Source organism: Streptomyces sp. NPDC029044 (assembly GCF_040637495.1).
Lineage (GTDB): Bacteria > Actinomycetota > Actinomycetes > Streptomycetales > Streptomycetaceae > Streptomyces.
This window is the reverse complement of sequence record NZ_JBEZWN010000030.1, coordinates 57,515-72,327: the sequence shown is the minus strand read 5'-3', so window position 1 is coordinate 72,327 and position 14,813 is coordinate 57,515. Positions and strand designations below refer to the sequence as shown.

The following is a 14,813-nucleotide window of genomic DNA, read 5'->3' as shown; positions in this document are numbered from 1 at the left end:
GACGACACGCGCGTGTCGTCAGGGTGTGGGGGGCGGCCGCCTTCGCGTGTCGTCGGACCGTAGCGGAAGGCGGCGTTCCTGTCGTGGGTGGGGCCGGGAAAAGAAGATCGGATTTCCGGCGCGCGGCGGGACCGGACGAGGGCGACCGCCGTCCCGTGACACGGGCGGCACCGTCCGTAACGTGGACCGGCGCCACGCCACCCCCGGCCGTCCCGTAGATTTCCTGGTGAGAGTGTCAATCGACGCGAGGGGACGGACGGCGACGTGGCAGGGGCAAGACAGGCCGTGGGCGAGGCCCGCAGGATCGTCGTCAAGGTCGGGTCCTCCTCGCTCACCACCGCCTCGGGCGGCCTGGACGCGGACCGCGTGGACGCGCTCGTCGACGTCCTCGCCAAGGTCCGCAGCGGCGGCGAGCGCGAGATCGTCCTGGTCTCCTCGGGTGCCATCGCCGCCGGCCTCGCCCCGCTGGGCCTGCGCCGCCGCCCCAAGGACCTCGCCCGGCAGCAGGCCGCCGCCAGCGTCGGCCAGGGCCTGCTGGTCGCCCGCTACACCGCCTCCTTCGCCCGCTACGGCGTCCGCGTCGGGCAGGTCCTGCTGACCTCCGACGACATGAGCCGCCGCTCGCACCACCGCAACGCCTCGCGCACCCTGGACAAGCTGCTCGCGATGGGCGCCTTCCCGGTCGTCAACGAGAACGACACCGTCGCCACGGACGAGATCCGCTTCGGCGACAACGACCGCCTCGCCGCCCTCGTCGCCCACCTCGTCCACGCCGACCTGCTGGTCCTGCTGTCCGACGTGGACGGCGTCTACGACGGGGACCCCGCGAGACCCGGCACCTCCCGCATCGGCGAGGTGCGCGACCCCGCCGACCTCGCGCACGTCGAGATCGGCAGCACCGGCAAGGCCGGCGTCGGCACCGGCGGCATGGTCACCAAGGTCGAGGCCGCCCGGATCGCGGCCGCCGCCGGCGTCCCCGTCGTCCTCACCAGCGCCATCCACGCCGCCGACGCCCTGACCGGCCAGGACACCGGCACCTACTTCCACCCCACCGGCAAGCGCTCCGCCGACCGGCTGCTGTGGCTCCAGCACGCCTCCACCCCGCAGGGCGCACTGACCCTGGACGACGGCGCCGTGCAGGCCGTGGTGGACCGCCGCAAGTCGCTGCTGCCGGCCGGCATCGCCGCCGTCGAGGGCGAGTTCAGCGCCGGCGACCCGGTCGAGCTGCGGGACGGCACGGGGCACGCGGTGGCCCGCGGGCTGGTCAATTTCGACGCCAAGGAGATCCCCCGGCTCATCGGCCGCTCGACCCGGGAACTGGCCCGCGAACTCGGACCCGCGTACGAACGCGAGGTCGTACACAGGGACGACCTGGTGGTTCTGCACCCGTAATGTGTCGAAACGTCCGCCCCCGGTGGTGGACGTTCCGCAAAACCGCCACGCGATCCCTTGCGGCCTGCTCAACTTTGTCTCGGGGAACTGTTCCGCAGCAGCGCCACGTGCAGAAGGAGGCCGTCGTGCGACGAGTGCGCCCTGGGACTCAGGCGTCCCGCGGTGGTGCCGGCTCCCGCGCGGCCGGTGAGGAGCGCGCCCTGACGAGCGTGGCGGCCGGGGACCGGTTCCAGGGCGAGGAATCCGGCGACACCCCGCGCCTGTGGCACGTCACCCTCAGCGTCTCCGGCAAGGAGGCCCCGCTCCCGGAGGTCCGGCGCGCCCTGGAACAGCTCGCCCACGACCATCCCTTCTTCCTGACCAGCCGGTACGCCGTCGACCACGCGGAGATCCGCTACTGGGAGGAGGCCCGCGACCTGCACGACGCGGCCGCCGTCGCCCTGCGCCTGTGGGGCGAGCACCGGCAGACCGCCGGGCTGCCGCCCTGGGAGATCGTGGGCCTGGAGGTCATCGATCGCGTGACCTACCACCAGCGCATCGCCGAGGGGTACGGACCGCCACCGGCGTCCCCGGTCGGCGTGCACCCGTTTTGACCCGTTCCACGAAGTGTCTCGCGCTGTGGAACGAACGATGAACCGAGCCGCCCGGCGCACTACCCTTCCTTCATGACCACGCTCTCTCCGTACGACTCCATGTCCCCGGTCACCGAGGCCGCCTACCGCGCCAAGGCCGCGGCGGCGACCCTCGCGCCGCTGCCCCGGGCCGAGAAGGACGACGCGTTGCTCGCCATCGCGGACGCGTTGGAGGTCCGTGCGAGTGAGGTGGTCGAGGCCAACGCCAAGGATGTCGCCAAGGCCCGCGAGGCCGGCATGAGCGAAGGCATGATCGACCGGCTCGCGCTCACCCCCGAGCGGATCCGTGCCATCGCCTCCGACGTGCGCGACGTCGCCGCGCTGCCCGACCCGGTCGGCGAGGTCGTCCGCGGCTCCACGCTGCCCAACGGCATCGACCTGCGCCAGGTCCGCGTGCCGCTCGGCGTCGTCGGCATCATCTACGAGGGCCGGCCGAACGTCACCGTCGACGCCGCCGCCCTGTGCCTGAAGTCCGGCAACGCGGTCCTGCTGCGCGGCTCCTCCTCGGCGTACCAGTCGAACTTCGCCCTCGTGCGCGTCCTGCGCGACGCCGTGGGCGGGGCCGGGCTGCCCGCCGACGCCGTCCAGCTGGTCCCCGGTGAGAGCCGCGACAGCGTGCGCGAGCTGATGCGTGCCCGCGGCCTGGTCGACGTGCTCATCCCGCGCGGCGGCGCCTCCCTGATCAACACGGTCGTCCAGGAGTCCGTCGTCCCGGTCATCGAGACCGGCACCGGCAACTGCCACGTCTACGTCGACGCACAGGCCGACCTCGACATGGCCGTCGAGATCCTGATCAACTCCAAGGCCCACCGGGTCGGCGTCTGCAACGCCGCCGAGACCCTCCTGGTCCACCAGGACATCGCCGCGGAGTTCCTGCCCCGCGCCCTGGACGCCCTCGCGGAGGCCGGGGTCACCGTGCACGCCGACGAGCGTGTGCAGGCCCACGCCAAGGACTCCAAGGCCACCGTGGTCGAGGCGACGGCCGAGGACTGGGAGACCGAGTACCTGTCGTACGACATCGCCGCCGCGGTCGTGGACTCGCTGGACAAGGCCGTCGAGCACATCCGGCTGTGGACCTCCGGCCACACCGAGGCCATCGTGACGACCTCCCAGCAGGCCGCCCGCCGCTTCACCCAGCTGGTCGACTCGACCACGGTCGCCGTGAACGCCTCGACCCGGTTCACCGACGGCGGCCAGTTCGGCTTCGGCGCCGAGATCGGCATCTCGACGCAGAAGCTGCACTCCCGCGGCCCCATGGGCCTGCCGGAGCTGACCAGCACGAAGTACATCGTCACCGGCGACGGGCACATCCGGCGCTGACCCGTTCGGCGTAAGGCGGTATGCGGGCCGGCGCATAGATGTGCCGGCCCGGGCGGGGCAGGCGCGTCGGTGCGAGGCGGGGGTGAACCGGGCCGGCGTGCGCCCTCACGGACCCCGTGGGAGCCGTCTCGACCGGTGGATGAATTTCCATACCGTCTGCCCAAAATGACCCCCCAGGTCTACTCTGGATGCGTGCCGGAGGACGTGGGGGGCACGCCGTTTCCGGACGGCCGGGAGCCCGACGACGACCACGACCGCGGGGTGTCGGACGAAGAGTTCGCCTCCGTGGTCTTCGACGAGGCCTTCGTACGGGCGGCCGTGGTGCACGAGCCGACCGCGGTGGAGCGCCTCCTGGCCGCGGCCCAGGCGAGAGCCGAGGCCTCCGAGGCGGAGGCGCGCCGCGCCCACACCAGAGGCGAGCGGTTCGACGACGGATACGGTTCGGACGACCGCGGCGGTTTCGGCCGTGACCCCGACCTCGACGAGTTCGACGACCCCGACGTCGTCGAGGACCACTACAGCGGCACCGGGCCGTACTCCAAGCAGGTCCGCTGGCACCGCCCCGTCGCCTGGATGCTCGCCCTGGTGATGGGCATCGGCATGGTCGCGCTGGCCTTCACGGCGGTCTACCGGGGAGCGTCCTCCAACCGCGACGAGCCGGCGCCGCCGCCCGCCTCGACCGGGCTGGAACAGGGCGGCGGAGCCTCCCCCTCGGCCTCCGCCGACTACTCCCAGCCCGCCGTCTCGGTGATCCCCCGCAGCCCGTGACCGGAACCCGCCCATCTTGGTGAGAACCTGTCAGAACTTGTGGCGTAGCGGGGCGTTTACCCGAGCTTCCGGCGACCTACCCTGAAGATATGGGCGGGCCTGGAAACCCACCTGAGGGGACTCCCGAGGGCGCCCCCGGAGGTGGCGAGGACGAGTACCGATCCGTCGTCTTCGACGAGTCGTTCGTCCGTGCTGCCCGCCTCCAGGAGTTCTCCGCGCAGGAGCGCATCGCCGACCACGCGCCCGCCGTGCGGCGCCGCCCACCCCTGCGCCGGGGGCTGTCCCGGCAGGCCCTCGTCCTCGTCCTGCTGATCGCCGTCGCCTTCGGCACCGCGATCTACATGGGCGTACGGCACCCCTACCAGACCCCTGCCGCCCGGGAGCCCGTCGAGCCCCTGCGGATGACCGTCATCCCCCTCGCCCCCGAGGGCAAGGTGCCCGGCACGGCCGACCTGGAGTACCTGTACGAGCACAGCCCCGCCGCACAGTTCAGGACCGGCGCGGAGGGCGTGCCGCTGCCCGCCTCGCGGCGCACCGCGCACTTCTCGGACAGCCAGGTCGTGAGCGCCCTGACCACCGCCAAGGACTACATCGTCCGGTCGGCCCTCGACCCGGAGGTGCTCACGGGCGGTGAGGTCCGGGCCGTCCGCGTGCTGCTCGACCCCGACCAGCTGGAACAGTTCGACCAGAGCTTCGCCCGCCCCACCGCCGACGGACGCCACGCCCCCACCGGCTGGCTCGTGCGCTTCGACCCCGCGCGCGCCGAGCTCGCCGACCGCAAGGTCCGGGTCCAGGGCACACTCCAGGCCGCAGAGGCCGACTCGTCCACGCTGGAGGTCACGGCCGATCACACGTTCGTGTACGCGCTGCGGCCGGCCGGGGCCGGAGACAGAGACGAGGTGTCCCTGTTCACCCTCCGGCGCGAGCTGCACTTCCGTTTCGACCGGGACGACCTGCGGCTGCACCAGGCCCAGCTCGTCGTCTCCTACGTCCAGGCCGGCCCGCTCTCCTGCGCGGAGGACTCCACGAACCACCTCCGGCCCCTCCTCGCCGGCCAGACGGCCAAGGAGGGCGGCCCCGCGGGCACCGACCCCTACGCCACGGGCAGCGCGACGGCCCTGTGCGGCTCCCTGGCGACGAGCGCCCAGCCGAAGGTCTGAGGAGGCCCGGAAGGGGTCAGCTCCCGTCGCGCGGCGGCCGGTCGTCCCCCGAGGGGCCGGGCGAGTCCGACTCCGGGCCCTGGGGCGGCTTCGGGGAGGAGTTCGTGAAGCCGCCGAAACCGCGGCGGACCCGGTCGCCCAGGTCACCGGCGCCGCCCGCGAGGTCCGTGACCAGCTTCATCAGCGGGTCCTTGGAGCTCTTCACATGGGTGCTGTAGTGGTTCGCCGAATCCCGCCAGGAGTCCCGGACCGAGGTGTCCTTGTCCTCCTCGCGCCGCGGGTAGTGGCCGTCCATGATCCGCTGGTAGTCCCGCGACTCCGCCCACTTCTTCAGCTCGGCCGCCCGCACGGTGGTGAAGGGGTGGGAGCGGGGCAGCACGTTCAGGATCTTCAGCACGGAGTCCCGCAGGTCGCCCCCGGCCTCGTACTCCTCGGCCTGGGCGAGGAACGCGTCCACGTTCATCTCGTGCAGGTGGTTGCCGCCCGCGATCTTCATCAGACCCCGCATCGAGGCCTGCAGGTCCTGCCCCACCAGCAGCCCCGCGCGGTCCGCGGACAGCTCCGACTTGCGGAACCACTCCCGCAGCCCGGTCACGATCGCCATGATCGCGAGGTTGCCCAGGGGGATCCAGGCGACCCGGACGGCGAGGCTGGTCAGGAACAGCAGGATCGTCCGGTAGACGGAGTGCCCGGACAGCGCGTGCCCCACCTCGTGCCCGACGACCGCCCGCATCTCCTCCTCGTCGAGCAGCTCGACCAGGCCGGTCGTGACGACGATGATCGGCTCGTCCAGGCCGATGCACATCGCGTTCGGCTGCGGATCCTGGTTCACGTACATCGGCGGGACCTTCTCCAGGTCCAGGATGTAGCAGGCGTCCCGCAGCATCACGTTCAGGTGGGCGAACTGCTGGTCCGACACCCGTACGGAGTCGGACAGGAACAGCAGCCGCAGACTGCGCTCGGGCAGCAGACCGCTGAGCGCCTTGAACACCGTGTCGAACCCGCTGAGCTTGCGCAGCGCCACCAGGGCGGAGCGGTCGGCCGGGTGCTCGTACGTACGCGAGGAGATCCCGGGGAAGCGCCTGCGCTGCCTGCTCGGCACGTGCTCGTGCCCGTTGTGCTCGTGGCCGTCGGACATGTCTTCCCCCATGCGTCTCATGTGACCTTTGCGGCCCCTTGTGCGGCCTTTTGCTTCCCCGAGGCAGAGCCCAGCCTAGGCGGAGTTACGGTGGTCGGGCAGTACAGCGAAGGAGACCACCGCCATGGAGCACCACCCCGCATCCGCCTGGCTCGCCGAGGCCGCGAGCGCCGCCGAGCGGCAAGGGGGGCCGGGGATGCTGCGGTACGTACTGCTCGTGATGATCGTGGGCTGTGTGCTGACCGCGTGGTTCCTGCTGCGTGGCTACAGACGGAAGGACGACTGAGGCCACACGAAGGTTCCCCACCGGGCCCCGGGACCGGCCCGGCGGCGGCACGTGTGACCGCCCGCGGGACGAACAGGCGGAGTCGGGGTGATCGCGCGGCGGGCGCCCGCTTACGATGAGCCGACGTCTTTAACCCGCCCACACGCGATAGGTCCTGCCGAAGATGAGCTTCCACAGCACCGCTGCCCAGTTGGTCACCCTCGCCGCCGAGGGCGGAGAGCACGGCGGAAACCACGAGAGCCTCAACCCCTACCTCACCGGCGGTGGCGCGCTCTTCATCCTGCTGCTCCTGCTGTGGATCACCACCCGCTTCAACCGCGACCGCTGAGACCGGCGGGGCATCCCGCCGAGGATGCCCGGGGGACCACGGGGGCGGCCGGAGCCCTCAGACAGGGCCGGTAGGGTCTGCACGCATGGGAGAGCAGGACATGCCTACCGGTCCGGCGAACGAGACGCCGCACGACCCGGCACAGGACACGGCGAGCGGAACCGAGCGACACTCGGAGCCCCGCCGTGCCTCCGCGGCGGCCGGCGGGAGCGACGGTTCCCGCACGAGCACGTCGCGGCCGGGCAAGCGCCGCCTCGGCGTCATGGGCGGCACCTTCGACCCGATCCACCACGGGCACCTGGTGGCGGCCAGCGAGGTCGCCGCCGCGTTCCACCTCGACGAGGTGGTCTTCGTCCCGACCGGCCAGCCCTGGCAGAAGAGCCACCGCAGCGTCTCGCCGGCCGAGGACCGCTACCTGATGACGGTCATCGCGACCGCCGAGAACCCGCAGTTCTCCGTGAGCCGCATCGACATCGACCGCGGCGGCCCCACGTACACCGTGGACACCCTGCGCGACCTGCGCGCGCTCAACCCGGACACGGACCTGTTCTTCATCACCGGCGCCGACGCGCTCGCCCAGATCCTCACCTGGCGGGACAGCGAGGAGCTGTTCTCCCTGGCGCACTTCATCGGAGCCACCCGGCCGGGCCACCACCTGGACGACTCCGGGCTCCCCGAGGGCGGTGTCTCGCTGGTGGAGGTCCCCGCCCTGGCCATCTCCTCCACCGACTGCCGCGCGAGAGTCGCCAAGGGCGATCCGATCTGGTACCTGGTGCCGGACGGAGTCGTGCGCTATATCGACAAGCGCGAGCTGTACCGCGGCGAGTGAGCCGAGAGGGGCACCGGTGAACGACCGATACGACGCGGGGGCCGCGGACCACGGCGCCGACCAGTACGAGCTCGTCGGCTACGACGAGTATGGTCAGCCTGTCTACCGGCAGGTCCGGCCCCAGCAGACCCAGCAGCAGACGTACGACCCGTACGCCCAGCAGACCCAGCCGTACGGCCAGGGCTACGGTTACGACCCGTACGCGCAGCAGGGCACGCAGCCGCCCGCCTACGACTACGGCGCCCACGACCCCTACGCCACCGGCTCGCACCAGGGCGGCGGCCCCGCGCCGGGTACCGCGTACGACCCCTACGGCCAGGCCACCGCAGCCGGAGCCTCCGGCCGGGGCCCCCGCGCCGAACAGACCGCGCAGCAGACCGCCCACATCCCGCAGCAGGCCGGCCCGGCGCACGACCGGGAAGCCCCCGCCGAACCGCAACGGGAGTACCACACCGAGCAGTTCGCCTTCGTCGAGGAACCGGACGCCAACTCCGAAGACGTCATCGACTGGCTGAAGTTCACCGAGAACCGCACCGAGCGCCGCGAGGAGGCCCGGCGCCGGTCCCGCAGCCGGATCGTCGCCCTGGCGGTCGTGCTCGCGCTCGTGGCGGCCGGCGGTGTCGGCTACCTCTGGTACGCGGGGAAGCTGCCCGGGCTGTCCTCCGAGGGCTCCGCGACCGGCTCCGCGACGGCCGCGGGCGCCCAGAAGCGCGACGTGATCGTCGTCCACCTGCACGACATCAAGGGCGACGGCACCGCCACGGCGCTCCTGGTCGACAACACCACCACCCAGCGGGGCACCACCGTCCTGCTGCCCAACTCGCTCGCTCTGACCAGCGACGACGGCACCACGACCACCCTGGCCAAGTCGGTCGAGGACGACGGTTCCGACGGCACCCGCGACGCGCTCGACACGGTCCTCGGCACCGACATCGAGGGCACCTGGCGCCTGGACACCCCCTACCTGCAGAACCTCGTCGACCTCGTCGGCAACATCGACGTCGACACCGACACCGACGTCCCCGACCCCACCGCCGGGAAGAAGGGCACCGCCCCCCTGGTCAACAAGGGCCGGGACCAGACCCTCAGCGGCAAGATGGCCGTCGCCTACGCCACCTACCGCGCCCCCGGCGAGGCCCAGGACGCCCAGCTGGAGCGCTTCGGGCAGGTCCTGCACAGCGTGCTGCGCAAGCTGTCCTCCGACCCGCAGGCCGCGACGACCACGATCCAGACGCTCCAGCAGATCCTCGATCCGTCCCTCACCGACAAGGACCTCGGCACCTTCCTCGCCGGTCTCTCCGACCTCGCCAAGGGCGGCGACTACAAGACCGACCTGCTGCCCGTCCGGAGCGACGGCACGCTCAGCGCCCGGACCGGCGCCGGGATCGTCAGGAACGTCCTCGGCGGCACCGCCAAGAGCCCCGACAAGGACGCCGCCGTCAGTGTCTCCGTCCAGAACGCCACCGGCGTCAAGGACAACACCGAAAAGGCCCGCGTCGTACTCCTCAACGGCGGCTTCACCTTCCTGGAGGGCGGCACCGGCACGGCCCGCACCACCTCCGAGGTCGTCTACGCCGACGCCGCCGACAAGGCGAACGCCACCGAGGTCGCCAAGACCCTGGGGCTGCCCGCGGGCTCCGTGACCAAGGGGAAGATCTCCGGGAGCGCCGACGTCTCCGTCGTCCTCGGCCAGGACTACAAGCCGTCGTCCGACTAGACGGCGGGAGGGCGCCCCCACGTGATCGCCGTTATCGCGTAGGGGGCGCACGGCGGTCCGTGAGACCCTTGGTGGCAAGTGTCCGCCGACCGAAAGCCTTGCAGTGACCGTGACCGACCGCTCTCACGAGCTGATCAACACCGCCGCCCAGGCGGCCGCCGACAAGCTGGCCCACGACATCGTCGCCTACGACGTCAGTGACGTGCTGTCCATCACGGACGCCTTCCTGCTGGCCTCCGCGCCCAACGACCGCCAGGTCAAGGCGATCGTCGACGCGATCGAGGAGCGCCTCTCGAAGGAACTCGACGCCAAGCCGGTGCGCCGCGAGGGCGACCGCGAGGCCCGCTGGGTGCTCCTCGACTACGTCGACATCGTCGTCCACGTGCAGCACAGCGAGGAGCGTGTCTTCTACGCCCTGGAGCGGCTGTGGAAGGACTGCCCCGAGCTCGAACTGCCCGAGGAGGCCAAGGCCACCCGCGGCAAGGCCGAGGAGCACGCCAAGCTCCGCGCGGCCGAGGAGGCGGCGGAGCTGGACGGTGACTGGCGGTGACCTCCTTCAGTGAGGCGTCCGCCGGGAAGGGCCGGGGCCGTCGCATCATCCTGTGGCGGCACGGCCAGACCTCGTGGAACGTGGAGCGCCGCTTCCAGGGCAGCACGGACGTCGAGCTGACCGAGACCGGTCTGGCCCAGGCCCGCCGCGCCGCCCGGCTGCTCGCCTCCCTGAAGCCGGACGCGATGGTCGCCTCCGACCTCCGGCGCGCCGCGGCCACGGCCGCCGAGCTCGCCCTGCTCACCGGCCTCGACGTCACCCACGACGAGGCGCTGCGCGAGACCTACGCGGGCGTCTGGCAGGGCCTGACGCACGAGGAGATCATCGCCCGGTACGGCGACGAGTACGCCGCGTGGAAGCGCGGTGAGCCCGTACGCCGCGGCGGCGGCGAACTGGAGACCGAGGTCGCCGACCGCGCCGCCCCCGTGGTGCTCCGGCACGCGGAGAAGCTCCCCGAGGACGGCACGCTCGTCGTGGTCAGCCACGGCGGCACGATCCGCACCACGATCGGCCGCCTGCTGGGTCTCGATCCCCGCAACTGGGAGAGCCTCGGCGGACTCTCCAACTGCTGCTGGTCCGTGCTCGGCGAAGGCGCCCGCGGCTGGCGCCTGCTGGAGCACAACGCCGGCACCCTGCCGGAACCGGTGCTCGGCGACGACGACTGACCCCGGATTTCACTTTCCGGCAGGTCGCAGGCTAAAGTTCTTCTTGTTCGCCCCGCCCGGCGGGGACGATCCGAGGGGCTATAGCTCAGTTGGTAGAGCGCCTGCATGGCATGCAGGAGGTCAGGAGTTCAATTCTCCTTAGCTCCACGTCAAGATCCCGTTCCCGCGCAGGGGGCGGGATTTTTCGTGCTCCGGCTTGAGTCACTCGGCCTGGCTGAGGCGTATACCTCTACGGCCCCCGCCGGGTGCCGTGTCCGGACTGGTACTGAGGCGTCGCTGACCGTATTGGTCCGGCCGTGGCAGAATCAAACGGCCGGAAGGGGGCGCGGCCCGACGGGAGGAGTAGCGATGCCTGCGAGCATCCGCGAGGAGGTCGACCACCTCCTCGGAGCAGCGGTCACACGGGACATGTCCACCCGCCTCAGCTGCCCTTCCTGCGGTTCCGCGCACGTGGCCCAGATGCTCGGCGACAACGGCGGGGTTTCCTACGTGTGCACGGCCTGCGGCCACAGCTGGAGCTGATCGATGGGTGCACACAGGCGGAAGTGCGACTGGTGCGGCAGTGGGACTCCGATCGTCCGCGACATGGAACCGATCAACCCCGACTACCAGTACTGGTGCGAGGAATGCGCGCGGGCGCTGATCATAAAGGGCGACCCGATCGAGACGTACCGCGAGTTGGAGGGCGAGCCGATCTACGGCCGGCTTCTGGAGGAGCACTGCACGCTCAAGCGGTTCTACTCGTTCGTCACGGCATAACGGGCATTTCGGGCGAAGCGAAACCGATTTGGTGTTGGGGCTGATGGGCCAGTAATGTTGGCTTCGCCGCCGGGGAAACCCGGAGGAGCACTGGCAAGGGGCTATAGCTCAGTTGGTAGAGCGCCTGCATGGCATGCAGGAGGTCAGGAGTTCAATTCTCCTTAGCTCCACAGAAGTTGAGAAGGCGGGACATCCAATCGGATGGCCCGCCTTCTTGTCGTGGGTATGCGAACGGCGGGCCCCCTGGGAGGGAGCCCGCCGTACGTGTGCTCAGCGGCCGAGAGCGCGGCGGCCGCGGCCCTGGGAGAGGACCGGCAGGTTGCGGGACGGCGCGCCCGGCGCGCCCGCCTCCTCGATGCGCAGCGCCAGTGCCGGGCAGCGGCGCACCGCGCGTAGAGCCTTCGCCTCGGCGTACCGCGGCACCTGCGCCTGCGCCACGGTCGGGAAGCCGTCGGCCCCCAGCTGGAACACCTCCGGAAGGATGTCCGCACACAGCCCGTGGCCCCGGCACAGCGTCCAGTCGACGTAGATCTTCTGGCGGCTGGGGCCGTTCTCCTCGGACTCGCCGCCGCCCGGGATGCCCGTCGGGGCCCTGCCGCCCTCGAAGAGCGGCAGAACGCCCTCCACGGGCCGTCCGCAGCCGTTGCCGAGGACGTGGGCGGCCAGGTCGTCGGTGAAGGCCTTGATGGTCGACTCGATGAACATCGCGGAGCCGTCCGGGTGCGAGCACGCGCCGCGCCGCTTCACGTTCTTGGCGACCTGCTTGAGGGCCTCCAGGGCGGCCGGCCCGCCGCCGTTGAGGATGTCCTCCAGGCCGCGCGCCGCGGCCGGCAGGCCGAGGTAGCAGGGGCCGCACTGGCCGGCGCTCTCCTCGGCCAGCCACTGCGCCACCCGCAGCGACTCGCCCAGCGGGCAGGTGTCCTGAGTGATCGGCAGAATCGCGCCGGCGCCGAGCGCGCCGCCCACGGCGTCCAGGGAGTTGCGGGAGACGATCGCCTCGTTGACGGTCGCCGCGTCGATCCACTTGCCGTGGTAGCCGCCGGTGAGCACGCCCTGGGGTACCGGCGGTGCGCCGGCGAGTTGCAGGACGTACCGCAGGGGCACGCCCGTCGGGACCTCGATCACCATGGGGCGGGCGACCGCACCGGAGACCGTGAGCATGACGGTGCCCGGCTCGTCGTACAGGCCGGTGTTGCCGTAGCGCTCCGGGCCGATGCGGGCGGCGATGGCCAGCTGGGCGAAGGTCTCGGCGTTGGACAGCAGGGTGGGCGCGCCGCCGACGCCGTTCTGCGAGGCGCTGACCTTGCGGCCGGGCGGGATGGCCGGCCCGCCGTCGATCGAGCGGATCAGCGACGCGGCCGCACCGGTGACCATGCGGACGGGGTTGCGCTGCACCCGCGCGCGCAGCGCCGAGCGGCGGCCGTTGTTGAGGCCGCGTTCGGCGAGCGCGGCCTCCATGGAGCGCTGGGTCGACTCACGGGTGACCCCCACCACGAGCGTGCGGGCACCCAGGGCCTCGGCGCACAGCAGGGCACCGTCCAGGATGAGATGGGGAGCACGGTTGATCAGCACCGTGTCCTTGCGGCAGGCCGGTTCGTCCTCGCTGCCGTTCACGACGACGACCGGCCGGACGCCGCGCTTGATCGCCGCTTCGGCGACCGAGCGCAGCTTCTTGTGGAAGGGGAAGCCCGCGCCGCCGCGGCCCTTCAGGTTGATGCGTTCGGCGAGTTGAGCGAGCTGCTCGCCGCCCATCGGTTCGAGCGGCCCGTGCACCTTGAGGTGCATGGGCAGATCGAGCCGGTCGACAAGGTCGAAACCCGACGTGAGCTGAGGAAGACCGACGACGCGGACTTCGGGTACGTCGGGCAGGGCCTCGTTCACTTAAAGCCTCCGGAAGGCGTGTTCCAAGGTTCGCCCGATCCCGGAGCGTCGAAGTCATAGGACGCACCGGGGGTTGTTTCAGTGGCGGGACCGCTGTTGTACGTGTCGTTCGGGTAGTACGTGTCGTAGACGGCATTCGTCTCACCCGTGTCGTACACGTCACTCGATCCGTAACCGGCGGCGCCTGGATTGCCATAGGCCGGGATGCTTTGTCCGGTGTCCTGGAGGGGGTCGTAGGGCGGGATGTTGAAGCCCGTGTCCTGGAGCGGGTCGTAGGCGGACGGCGGGGCCTCACCGACCGGCGGCGGGGACGGGATCGGCCAGTTGCCCGAGGTGCTGGAGGGGCCGTCCACGGTCGGGATGGTCTCGGTGGGCTGGAGGTCCAGCGGCAGCTGCATGCTGGTGGCCGGCCCGGGGGCGAAGGCCTGCCGGCCCTGGGGCGGGCCCGAGACGGCTCGGTAGGCGGCGGCGAAGCCGTTCGCCGGTTCCTTGGCCGCGGGGCGTTCCGCCTTCTCGTACAGCGGCCCGGACGGGGACGCCGAGGCGCGCGCGGGTGCCTCCCGGCCGTCGTAGCCGGGCAGCGCGGAGCCGCCGCCGGCCCGGGCCCGGCTCTCCTCGAGGTCCCTGCGACCCAGGCCCTCACCGGGCCCGATCAGCGAGGCGACCTTGTCGGCGACCTGACGCTTGACCTGGCGGGGGGCCGCGCGCAGGGCGAGGGCGCCGCCCACTCCGGCCAGGGCCAGGCAGTACAGGATGAGGAAGACCGGCTTGGCCGCGCGACCCGCGTAGAGCCCGTGGACCAGGGCGGCGCACCAGGCCGGGTAGGCCAGCATGTGCATGGCCCGCCAGCGGGCGGCGACCGGCGCGGGGGACGCGAAGCGGTTGCGCAGCACGCCGGTGATGCCCACGAAGATCATGAGCATGCCTGCCAGGGTGCCCAGGCCGATCAGGAACGACCTGCCCGCGACCAGTTCGTCGTCGGTGAACAGCAGCCCGAAGGGGATCACCGCGGCGACCCACGAGGTGTGGGACAGCGCCAGCTTCACCCCGATGTGGACCAGCAGGAAGGCGATCGAGGCGACGGCCGTGGTCCGGTGCACGGCCTGCGCCAGGATGCGGCGGCGCGCGTCGAGGAGGATCCGGTCCTGGGCCACGAGGCCCCAGATCACGGATGCCGTCAGACACACGAGGGACAACACGCCCGCACCGAAGTTGAGGAACTCGGCGAACGAGTCGTCTGCCGTGGAGTCATGGGGATTCACGACCGGCCTCCCCACGTCCCGGTGGCCGGGGGTGGCGAGCTGATACTGCGATGAGGGTTCATGGGGGCAACTCCGAGCGGTTCGGGAAAGCAGCGGTCCCGCTGCCGAACTCTAAGCGGAGTCATA

At 71.5% G+C, this 14,813-nt stretch carries 16 protein-coding genes and 2 tRNA genes; 15 read left to right on the top strand and 3 right to left on the bottom strand.

All coding sequences use genetic code 11. The annotated features are described in order from the left end of the window. Nucleotides 1-285 precede the first annotated feature (285 nt). The 5 genes from proB to AB0E85_RS23415 all read left to right on the top strand — a co-directional run bounded on the left by proB (nucleotide 286) and on the right by AB0E85_RS23415 (nucleotide 5,272). Entirely contained in the window at nucleotides 286-1,392 is a 1,107-nt protein-coding gene (gene proB / locus AB0E85_RS23435; RefSeq protein WP_361930371.1) for a glutamate 5-kinase, read from the top strand. 134 nt (nucleotides 1,393-1,526) lie between these two features. Continuing rightward, nucleotides 1,527-1,985 (top strand): hypothetical protein, encoded by a 459-nt coding sequence (locus tag AB0E85_RS23430; RefSeq protein ID WP_361930369.1) that lies wholly within the window; start codon nucleotides 1,527-1,529, stop codon nucleotides 1,983-1,985. Nucleotides 1,986-2,057: 72 nt separating this feature from the next. Then, nucleotides 2,058-3,344 carry a glutamate-5-semialdehyde dehydrogenase gene (locus AB0E85_RS23425; RefSeq protein WP_361930342.1) on the top strand — a complete coding sequence of 429 codons (1,287 nt, stop codon included), beginning with the start codon at nucleotides 2,058-2,060 and terminating at the stop codon, nucleotides 3,342-3,344. A gap of 165 nt (nucleotides 3,345-3,509) precedes the next feature. Continuing rightward, nucleotides 3,510-4,112 carry a hypothetical protein gene (locus tag AB0E85_RS23420; RefSeq protein WP_361930340.1) on the top strand — a complete coding sequence of 201 codons (603 nt, stop codon included), beginning with the start codon at nucleotides 3,510-3,512 and terminating at the stop codon, nucleotides 4,110-4,112. Nucleotides 4,113-4,201: 89 nt separating this feature from the next. Further along, nucleotides 4,202-5,272, top strand: a complete 1,071-nt coding sequence (locus AB0E85_RS23415) for a hypothetical protein (RefSeq protein WP_361930337.1) — start codon at nucleotides 4,202-4,204, stop codon at nucleotides 5,270-5,272. Between the two features lie 16 nt (nucleotides 5,273-5,288). Here the strand turns inward: AB0E85_RS23415 and AB0E85_RS23410 are convergent, their stop codons facing one another. Then, nucleotides 5,289-6,410 (bottom strand): M48 family metallopeptidase, encoded by a 1,122-nt coding sequence (locus AB0E85_RS23410; protein WP_361930367.1) that lies wholly within the window; start codon nucleotides 6,408-6,410, stop codon nucleotides 5,289-5,291. Between the two features lie 124 nt (nucleotides 6,411-6,534). Here AB0E85_RS23410 and AB0E85_RS23405 point away from each other — a divergent pair, with 124 nt between their 5' ends. The 10 genes from AB0E85_RS23405 (at nucleotide 6,535) to AB0E85_RS23360 (ending at nucleotide 11,714) form a co-directional block, all read left to right on the top strand. After that, complete coding sequence (locus AB0E85_RS23405; RefSeq protein ID WP_033306370.1) at nucleotides 6,535-6,696, top strand: hypothetical protein; 162 nt, start codon at nucleotides 6,535-6,537, stop codon at nucleotides 6,694-6,696. Between the two features lie 163 nt (nucleotides 6,697-6,859). After that, nucleotides 6,860-7,024: a hypothetical protein gene (locus AB0E85_RS23400; protein WP_202510651.1), complete on the top strand. Its 165-nt coding sequence runs from the start codon at nucleotides 6,860-6,862 to the stop codon at nucleotides 7,022-7,024. A gap of 85 nt (nucleotides 7,025-7,109) precedes the next feature. After that, nucleotides 7,110-7,853, top strand: coding sequence for a nicotinate-nucleotide adenylyltransferase (gene nadD / locus AB0E85_RS23395; protein ID WP_361930333.1), 744 nt, complete (start codon nucleotides 7,110-7,112; stop codon nucleotides 7,851-7,853). Between the two features lie 16 nt (nucleotides 7,854-7,869). Next, the gene (locus AB0E85_RS23390) at nucleotides 7,870-9,570 is read left to right on the top strand and encodes an LCP family protein (protein ID WP_361930330.1); all 1,701 of its coding nucleotides are present in this window, start codon (nucleotides 7,870-7,872) and stop codon (nucleotides 9,568-9,570) included. A 103-nt stretch (nucleotides 9,571-9,673) separates the two neighbouring features. Beyond that, complete coding sequence (rsfS, locus tag AB0E85_RS23385) at nucleotides 9,674-10,120, top strand: ribosome silencing factor (protein WP_361930327.1); 447 nt, start codon at nucleotides 9,674-9,676, stop codon at nucleotides 10,118-10,120. Next, nucleotides 10,117-10,785 (top strand): histidine phosphatase family protein, encoded by a 669-nt coding sequence (locus AB0E85_RS23380; protein ID WP_361930325.1) that lies wholly within the window; start codon nucleotides 10,117-10,119, stop codon nucleotides 10,783-10,785. The genes rsfS and AB0E85_RS23380 overlap by 4 nt, the downstream gene beginning before the upstream one ends. 74 nt (nucleotides 10,786-10,859) lie before the next feature. Then, nucleotides 10,860-10,932 (top strand) — tRNA-Ala (locus AB0E85_RS23375). A 201-nt stretch (nucleotides 10,933-11,133) separates the two neighbouring features. Next, nucleotides 11,134-11,307, top strand: coding sequence for a hypothetical protein (locus tag AB0E85_RS23370; RefSeq protein WP_361930322.1), 174 nt, complete (start codon nucleotides 11,134-11,136; stop codon nucleotides 11,305-11,307). A 3-nt stretch (nucleotides 11,308-11,310) separates the two neighbouring features. Next, nucleotides 11,311-11,544 carry a hypothetical protein gene (locus tag AB0E85_RS23365; RefSeq protein ID WP_006136074.1) on the top strand — a complete coding sequence of 78 codons (234 nt, stop codon included), beginning with the start codon at nucleotides 11,311-11,313 and terminating at the stop codon, nucleotides 11,542-11,544. A gap of 97 nt (nucleotides 11,545-11,641) precedes the next feature. Next, nucleotides 11,642-11,714: transfer RNA gene (locus AB0E85_RS23360), tRNA-Ala, on the top strand. A 100-nt stretch (nucleotides 11,715-11,814) separates the two neighbouring features. Here the strand turns inward: AB0E85_RS23360 and AB0E85_RS23355 are convergent. Further along, on the bottom strand, nucleotides 11,815-13,425 hold the full coding sequence (locus AB0E85_RS23355) for an NADH-ubiquinone oxidoreductase-F iron-sulfur binding region domain-containing protein (protein WP_361930320.1): 1,611 nt from the start codon (nucleotides 13,423-13,425) through the stop codon (nucleotides 11,815-11,817). Continuing rightward, nucleotides 13,422-14,687, bottom strand: coding sequence for a cytochrome b/b6 domain-containing protein (locus AB0E85_RS23350; RefSeq protein WP_361930317.1), 1,266 nt, complete (start codon nucleotides 14,685-14,687; stop codon nucleotides 13,422-13,424). The genes AB0E85_RS23355 and AB0E85_RS23350 overlap by 4 nt, the downstream gene beginning before the upstream one ends. Nucleotides 14,688-14,813 lie beyond the last annotated feature (126 nt).